Origin of the sequence: Desulfovibrio sp. 1188_IL3213 (genome assembly GCF_036763145.1) — a bacterium.
Classification (GTDB): Bacteria; Desulfobacterota; Desulfovibrionia; order Desulfovibrionales; family Desulfovibrionaceae; genus Desulfovibrio.
The window spans coordinates 1-7,147 of the sequence record NZ_JBAIYR010000088.1; the positions used below are offsets into that span (position 1 = coordinate 1).

Genomic DNA, 7,147 nt, shown 5'->3' on the forward strand with positions numbered 1-7,147 from the left:
CAACTGCTCACGGGCAGCGTGGCGAACCCCTATGACGGCTGGTTTACCGCCGCCGGCCAGCAGGTTCCTTTTCCCTGCGGCGAAGACTGCCATGTGGATGAGGTGGTGCGTTTCCTGCTTGAAGAGGCGCGGCATCTGCCGTCGTTTTGCGCGGCCTGTCCACGCCTGGGGCGCAGGGGTGAGGAGTTCGTCTCTATGGTACGCGAGTGCGGCATCAAGGGCCAGTGCGGGCCGAACTCCGCGGCGTCGTTTATGGAATTTCTGTTGCATTACGCCACCCCCTATACCCGCGTGATGGGCGAGCGCCTTTTGAAGGAAAAGCTGGACAGGATGCCCATTCACGAGCGCGGCGCGGCAGACCGCCTGCTCAAGAAGGTGCGGGCGGGCTGTATGGACGAATTCATCTGACGGCATCCCGCCGCAGGTGTTGCGATTGTTGCGGGCTGCCGCATGGCAGCCCGGGGCCTTTTGCAAAGCGTCCAGCCTTGAAAAGCTGGACGCTTTGCATGGGGCTGCGCTTTTTCCGGCGTATTGCCTTGTCGTGGGAGCGACAGTTTTTTCACGGAATTTGCTGCCGCCCGCCCGCAGGGCGCTTTGCCGGTGTTTTGTCATTTTGTCAGGATATTTGACGCGGACGCTGGGGCGGGGTAAGTGTTGTAAAAGGTTTATTTTAGAGTAATTTTGCTTTAAAACTGCTCGCACGGCCGCGAAAGCGGGAGTGCGGCACGAAGGCGCAAGCGTACGCTATTTGCTGGCAAGCGTCCTAGAGCAGATTAACTTTGAAAATGTACATTTTCAAAGTTTAAGACACGCTCTCTTCGGCGTTTAACCGCGCAAATAAATTGCGCTTACGCCTTCGCGGCGGGCGACTGCTCACGCAGCCGCCAGAGCAATTTCAAAGTGAAATTGCTCTAGTGAGCGTCTTAAACCTTTGGGAATGCAAATTCTCAAAGTGAAAATGCTCCAGAGCAGCTTACGAATGAAGTGAGTTAACTGCTCTGCAAGGATTTTCAGGAAGATCCTTGCCACGAAATGCGAGCAGGCAGGCTTTTGCCCGCCGTCGCGAGCATTTCAAGTGTTAAATGCTCTAGAGCAATTTAACTTTTAAATTGCTCGGACGGCTGCGTGAGCAGACGTTCGCTACGGAGGCGTAAGCGCAGTTTATCTGCGCGGTTAAACGCCGAAGTGAGCGTGCCTTAAACTTTGAGAATGTATATTCTCAAAGTTAATCTGCTCTAGCGGGCGCATGGCTTTGGACGATACAGCTTGAAAGAGACCGCAGTATGCCATGCCTGAACAGGCGTGGGGCTTTGTGCGGGCATGCCCGTGTTCACAAACGGCCGGGCGCGCGCGGCGGCAGTGTTTGCCCGCGCAGGGCATGATTTTCTGCAAAACGGGACGCTGCCGGCAGGTTTCTGCGGCCCTGTTTTCTGCGGCATGGTTTTCCTTTGTGCTTTCCCCTTGCCAAAGGTTTAAAGAAGCGCTATATAGCTTGCCCTTGTGCGATATGTTTTCGCGCCAGAGGAAAAACGCGCGGGCGTCCGGCGGTGATTCTGCCGGATTATGCCGCGTTCCATGAGGTAGCTGTCATGAAAAAAGATATCCATCCCAAAGTGTTCAACGCCACCATCACCTGCGCTTGCGGTAATGAAGAAAACGTGCTCTCCACCAAGGGTGAGCAGGTGAACGTGGAAGTGTGCTCCGCTTGCCATCCGTTTTTCACCGGCAAGCAGCGCTTCCTTGACACGGCTGGCCGCATTGACCGCTTCCGTAAAAAGTACGCCAAGTTTGAGCAGAAGTAATCGCGGGCGGCAGACCATGCCGCACATGAGCGACGCACGGCAGGGAGCGCCACGCAAGGCCGCAGGGGCAAAGCCCCGGTGGGTCACGATGGCGCTTTGTGCTTTGACGTCGGCTTGCCCTACGGTTGGCGGACAGGCCGTCATGGAAGGCGTGATGATGCGCAACGGCGATGCCTATGGCCTTGCCGTGCGTCAGGCGGACGGGAGCATTCTCGCCCGTCGTCTGCCGTGGTTTTCGCTGCTGCGCCGCCCCTGGCTCAAAAAGCCTTTTCTGCGGGGCTTTCCCATTCTGCTTGAAACACTGGTTAATGGCATCAAGGCGCTTAATCGCTCTGTGGAGGCCGTGGCCCAGGGGCAGGAAGAGGAAATTTCAGGCTGGCATCTGGTGCTGACGCTTGCGGCAGCCCTGCTTATGGCTATCGGCCTTTTTGTGGTTGTGCCGCATCTGATGTCGCTGCTTATGCTGTGGCTGCATCTGGGCGGTGATGTGGAAGGCTTGAGCTTCCATTTGTGGGACGGCTTTTTCAAGTGCTGCATTTTTATGGGCTATATCAAGGCTATTTCGTATGTGCCTGATATCCGTCGGGTTTTTCAGTATCACGGGGCCGAACACAAAACCATACACGCCTTCGAATCCGGAGGCCGGGTTGACGCGGCACACGCTGCCCGCATGAGCCGTTTGCATCCACGTTGCGGCACGACATTTCTGCTTTTCGTCATCTGCATATCCATTGTGCTGCACGCAGTGCTCGTACCCGTGCTGCTGGCCCTGCATACGCCGCAAAGCGCCGTTGCCAAGCATGCATTGACCATATTTTTCAAGCTGTTGCTCATGGCGCCCATCAGCGCCCTGGCGTATGAGCTTATCCGCTATGCCGCGCGTTTGCCCGAAGGGCCGTTGGCCCATGTGTTACGCGCGCCGGGCCTGGCCTTGCAAAAACTGACCACCTATGAGCCTGACGAAAGCCAGCTTGAGGTGGCGGTGGTTGCCCTGCGTGAGGCGTTGGGTCCTGAAGGCGGAGAGCGGGTGCATGCCGTACCCTACGACAGGCAATAGCCAGTGCCGCTGCAAAGCGGCTGCCGCGCGGTTCGGTTTAGAGCAGATCAGCTTTGCGAATGGACATTTTCAAAGTTCAAGGCACGATTGCTTCGGCGCGTAACAGCGCAAATACATTGAGCTTGCCCACGCAGTCGCCAGAGCGTTTTCAAAGTGAAACTGCTCTGAAAAGTCAGCGCATGGCCGCCGTCCGCGCGGGCCACAAGGCCGGCCCTGCGCCGGAATATATTGAAAATATGACACCCTCGCGAAAGCGTCCTGCCTGTGCGGTTGGGGCGGTTCGTCGCCGCATGAATTGTTTTTGTCCACTGCCAGTCGGAGACTTTTATGTTCGCCAAATTGGAAGGTCTGGAAAAGAAATATCTGGAGCTTGAAGAGGCCCTTGCCCAGCCTGATGTTTTCAATGATCAGGACCAGTACCGCAAGCTGACCAAAGCCCACGCCGATCTGAGCGATGTGGTGGAGCTTTTTCGCCGTCATCGCGCGCTGAGCGAAGAACTGGCCGAAAACAGGCAGCTGCTGCATGACGAAGACCCCGAAATCCGCGCCATGGCGCAGGAAGAAGTGCACCGGGGCGAAGCCCAGTTGCCGGGTCTTGAGCATGAGCTGAAGGTTATGCTGCTGCCCAGCGACCCTCTGGACGAAAAAAATACCATTCTTGAAATCCGCGCCGGTACGGGTGGCGAAGAGGCTGCCCTGTTTGCGGCGGATCTTTTCCGCATGTATACGCGCTATGCCGAGCTTAAAAACTGGAAGGTGGAGATCATGAGTGAGTCCCCTTCCGAAAACGGCGGCTACAAGGAAGTCATCTGCCTTATCGCTGGCGACCGTGTATACAGCCACCTCAAGTTTGAGGCGGGAACCCACCGTGTGCAGCGCGTGCCGGCCACTGAGGCGCAAGGCCGCATTCATACTTCTGCCGCCACCGTGGCTGTCATGCCCGAAGCCGAAGAAGTGGACGTGGAAATCCGCCCCGACGACCTGCGCATTGATATTTACCGGGCCTCCGGTGCGGGCGGCCAGCACGTCAACAAGACGGAATCGGCGGTGCGCATCACCCACCTGCCCACCAATACCGTGGTGACCTGTCAGGACGAACGCTCGCAGCATAAAAACAAGGCCCGTGCCATGAAGGTGCTTGCCTCGCGTATCCTTGCCGCCGAACGTGAACGCCAGAATTCCGAACTTTCGGCGGACCGCAAGGCGCAGGTCGGCTCCGGCGACCGGTCGGAGCGCATCCGCACCTACAATTTCCCGCAGGGCCGCTGCACAGACCACCGCATAAACCTGACCCTGTATTCTCTGGACAGGATTATGGAAGGCGAGCTTGAATCGCTGGTGGAAGCCCTTGGCACGGCCGCCCAGGCCGAAGCCCTCAAGGCCCAGGCCGAGTAGGGCCTGTTGAAAAAAATCTGTCTGCATGCAAACAGCCCGCCTAGGCGGGCTGTTTTTCTGTCTGAAGAAACGCTGTGCAGAGCCTTGGGGGATGCCGTCAGGCGCGCAGGGTTTCAATAAGGCGTTCCAAAGCCGTGGTCTGTTCCAGCAGCGCGCGGATCCTTGTGGTGGACTGCGCCATGCTGGCCGCCGTCTGCACGGCAATGCGGTTCACGTCTTCAATGCTCCTGTTGATTTCCTCGCTGGTGGCGGACTGCTCTGCCGAGGCTGTGGCAATGGAACTGATCTGGTCCCTGGTTCTGTCCGACAGGTCAACGATGGCTTGCAGGGCCACTCCCGATGTTTTGGCAAGCTCCGTGGCGGCGGCCATGTCGGCCACGGTGGCGTCCACGGTGCTGGCATTTATTCTGCTTTCTTCCTGAATGCCGGAAAGCACCGCCGCCACCTCCTTGGTGGCGCCCATGGTTTTTTCCGCCAGCTTGCGCACTTCATCGGCCACCACGGCAAAACCACGTCCGGCTTCACCGGCACGGGCCGCCTCAATGGCTGCGTTGAGCGCCAGCAGGTTGGTCTGGTCAGCGATGTCCGAAATAACGGTCATTACCTTGTCGATATCCTGCATGCGCGTGCCCAGTCGGCCCATGGCGGCTTTCAGTTCGCTGGTGTCTTCCTGCACCTTGCTGATGCGGCGCTCTACGGCCGTAACCTGGGCCGCGCCGTTCTGGGCCTCTTCTCTGGCGTTGCCGGCGATGTGCTCGGCATCGGAGCTGTTTCTGGCGACTTCCAGAACGGTGGCGTTCATTTCCTCCATAGCGACAGCCGCGGAAGCAAGGCGGTCAGACTGGTGGTGGGCGTCTTTGTCGGCCTGGAGCAGATGGACGGAGATTTCCTGCGATACGGAAGACAGCACCGTCACCGCCTCGCTGATGCGGTCCGCAGCCATGACCATGCCGTCCCGCCGGGCCTGTTCGGCCTGCTTGCGGGCCTCCACGGATTCCGCTGTGGCCTGACGGGCTTTTTCGGTTTCTTCCTGCGCTGTGGCCGTGGCGGCGTCGGCGGTGGCGATCATGTTTTTTATGGCGGCCAGCATGCCGTTAAGGGCCTTGGTCAGGGTGGCGAACTCGTCGTTTCTGACCATGACCAGTTCGGCGTGCAGTTCGCCGTTTGCCACCTGCTGGGCAAAGTCCACGGTGCGGCGCAGGGGAACGGTGATGTCCAGCACAATGCGCCAGGCCAGCAGCAGGGTTGCCAAAAGTATGGCAACGGCACTGCCTGTTGTGACGTAAAAATCATTGCGCGCCTGCGTTGCCAGGCTGGCGGCCAGAGAACCCAACGCGGCGCTCATGGCTGTTTCTACCTGGTGCAGGGCATCAATAAAGGCTGTGGATGCGGCGAACCATGTTTGGGAATCGCCCTCAAGCCGGGCCGCATCCGCGCTGTCCAGGGCCAGTTGGCGGAGTTTTTCCACCTTTTCACGCAGGGGAGCCGCCTGCTGGGCGTACACCCGGGCCACTGCGGGGCTGGCCTGCGCCAGCGACCGCTTTAGAAATTCGTTTTGCAGGGCCACGCGCTCAAGCCATGCCTTGTACAGCGGCTTGGTAAACGTGCCGGCCGAAAGGGCCGCGTTGAGGGTGGCGCGCTCCTGACCGGTAAATTCCTTGGCGGCCACAAGGTCAAAATACTGCACGGCCTGCATGTAGACGGTCAGGTTTTCGCTGAACTGCAAAACCACCTGCAAGGCCGTTTGCAGTTGTTCCACGGTTCCGGAATACTCAGTGATGATATCCCCGGCGGGTACGGACAGCGAATCAATGCGGGCTGCCAGGGCATCAAGGGCATCAAGCCGGACAAACAACGGGGCAAAGGATTTCTTTACGGCAACGACGGCCTCCGCCGAACCCAGAGAGGCGATCTTTTTTTCCAGTTCCGCGCGGGCGGATCTGGTGGCGCCGCGCTGTTCGCGCAGTTCCCGCGCAAAGGCCGTTCCCTTGCTGCCCGTAAAACCTGCGGAAAGGCCGCGTTCTTTTTGCAGTTCGTGAATCAGGTTGCCCCCTGCTGAGGAGAGTGCCACGCTTTCCGTCACCGAGGTCATGGCCCGGTATTGAGCATAGGCGGTAAGGGCATTGTTGACGGACAGAACAAGCAAAGCCAGCAGCGGCAGTGCAAGGAGAACCACAAGCTTTGTCCGCACGCGAATGTTTTTGAGCATACCCCGCCCCCGAGGATTTGATGTCCGGCAACGTCGTCGGCGCGTGCCGCAAACTGTTTTTGGCCACAAGAAAGGCCTTCCCCTCTTTACCGAATATTACGCTTATCGGCATAATGGGGAAAAGAGCATGGGGGGTCAATAGAAAATAAGGTGCGCAGGGCGCACCGCCAGACTCAAGGCTGGGTAACGCGGCAAAGCCGCGGTGTTGGCATGTGGCGCTGTGGCAAGAGGGCGGTGCGACGGGGTTCTGCGGGCAAAGGCGTGATGCCGTTTCGCTTTGAAGCAGCCCGGACTGCTGGGTGAGCAGGCGGCCGCCATGAAAGCGTGGGCGCTTTTGCGCACGCCGTTCCGCGCCGTAGTGAGGTTCTGGAGCTTTGAGGGTGTATATATTCAAGGTTCTGCTGCGCTAATCACCCACGACAAATGAACCGGGATACAGGATGCTGAAAATCTCAAGCTGCTTTTGCGCGCCGAACGAATCCGGCCACGGCCCGGCCTGCACGTTCCACATATTGTTGCTGCCGTAGCGTATGCGGCTCTTGTGTCCGGCCTTGGCCAGGGTCCGCGTCAGGCGGTCGGCATTGTCCTTGTTGGCGAAAGCCCCCACCTGTACATAGTAGGCCCCTGTAAAGTCGCCGTCGTCGCGCAGTTGCGGCACGCCGCCCAGGCTCTGGATGCGCACCC

At 58.8% G+C, this 7,147-nt stretch carries 5 protein-coding genes and 1 pseudogene; 4 read left to right on the top strand and 2 right to left on the bottom strand.

Annotated elements, in window-relative coordinates:
* From V6C16_RS05795 to prfA, 4 genes and pseudogenes are all read left to right on the top strand, one after another.
* Window positions 1–408 (top strand): annotated as a pseudogene (locus V6C16_RS05795) ([FeFe] hydrogenase H-cluster radical SAM maturase HydG); the annotation flags it as partial.
* A gap of 1,181 nt (window positions 409–1,589) precedes the next feature.
* Window positions 1,590–1,802 carry a 50S ribosomal protein L31 gene (rpmE, locus tag V6C16_RS05800; RefSeq protein ID WP_333535629.1) on the top strand — a complete coding sequence of 71 codons (213 nt, stop codon included), beginning with the start codon at window positions 1,590–1,592 and terminating at the stop codon, window positions 1,800–1,802.
* Window positions 1,803–1,944: 142 nt separating this feature from the next.
* Window positions 1,945–2,859, top strand: coding sequence for a DUF1385 domain-containing protein (locus tag V6C16_RS05805; protein WP_442886185.1), 915 nt, complete (start codon window positions 1,945–1,947; stop codon window positions 2,857–2,859).
* A gap of 327 nt (window positions 2,860–3,186) precedes the next feature.
* Entirely contained in the window at window positions 3,187–4,254 is a 1,068-nt protein-coding gene (gene prfA, locus V6C16_RS05810) for a peptide chain release factor 1 (RefSeq protein WP_333535628.1), read from the top strand.
* Between the two features lie 97 nt (window positions 4,255–4,351).
* On the opposite strand, the gene V6C16_RS05815 is transcribed toward prfA, so the two are convergent.
* Together V6C16_RS05815 and V6C16_RS05820 are read right to left on the bottom strand one after the other, a co-directional pair.
* Window positions 4,352–6,463, bottom strand: coding sequence for a methyl-accepting chemotaxis protein (locus V6C16_RS05815; protein ID WP_333542877.1), 2,112 nt, complete (start codon window positions 6,461–6,463; stop codon window positions 4,352–4,354).
* A gap of 406 nt (window positions 6,464–6,869) precedes the next feature.
* On the bottom strand, window positions 6,870–7,147 hold a 278-nt coding region (locus tag V6C16_RS05820; RefSeq protein WP_333542878.1), incomplete at its 5' end, for an SPOR domain-containing protein.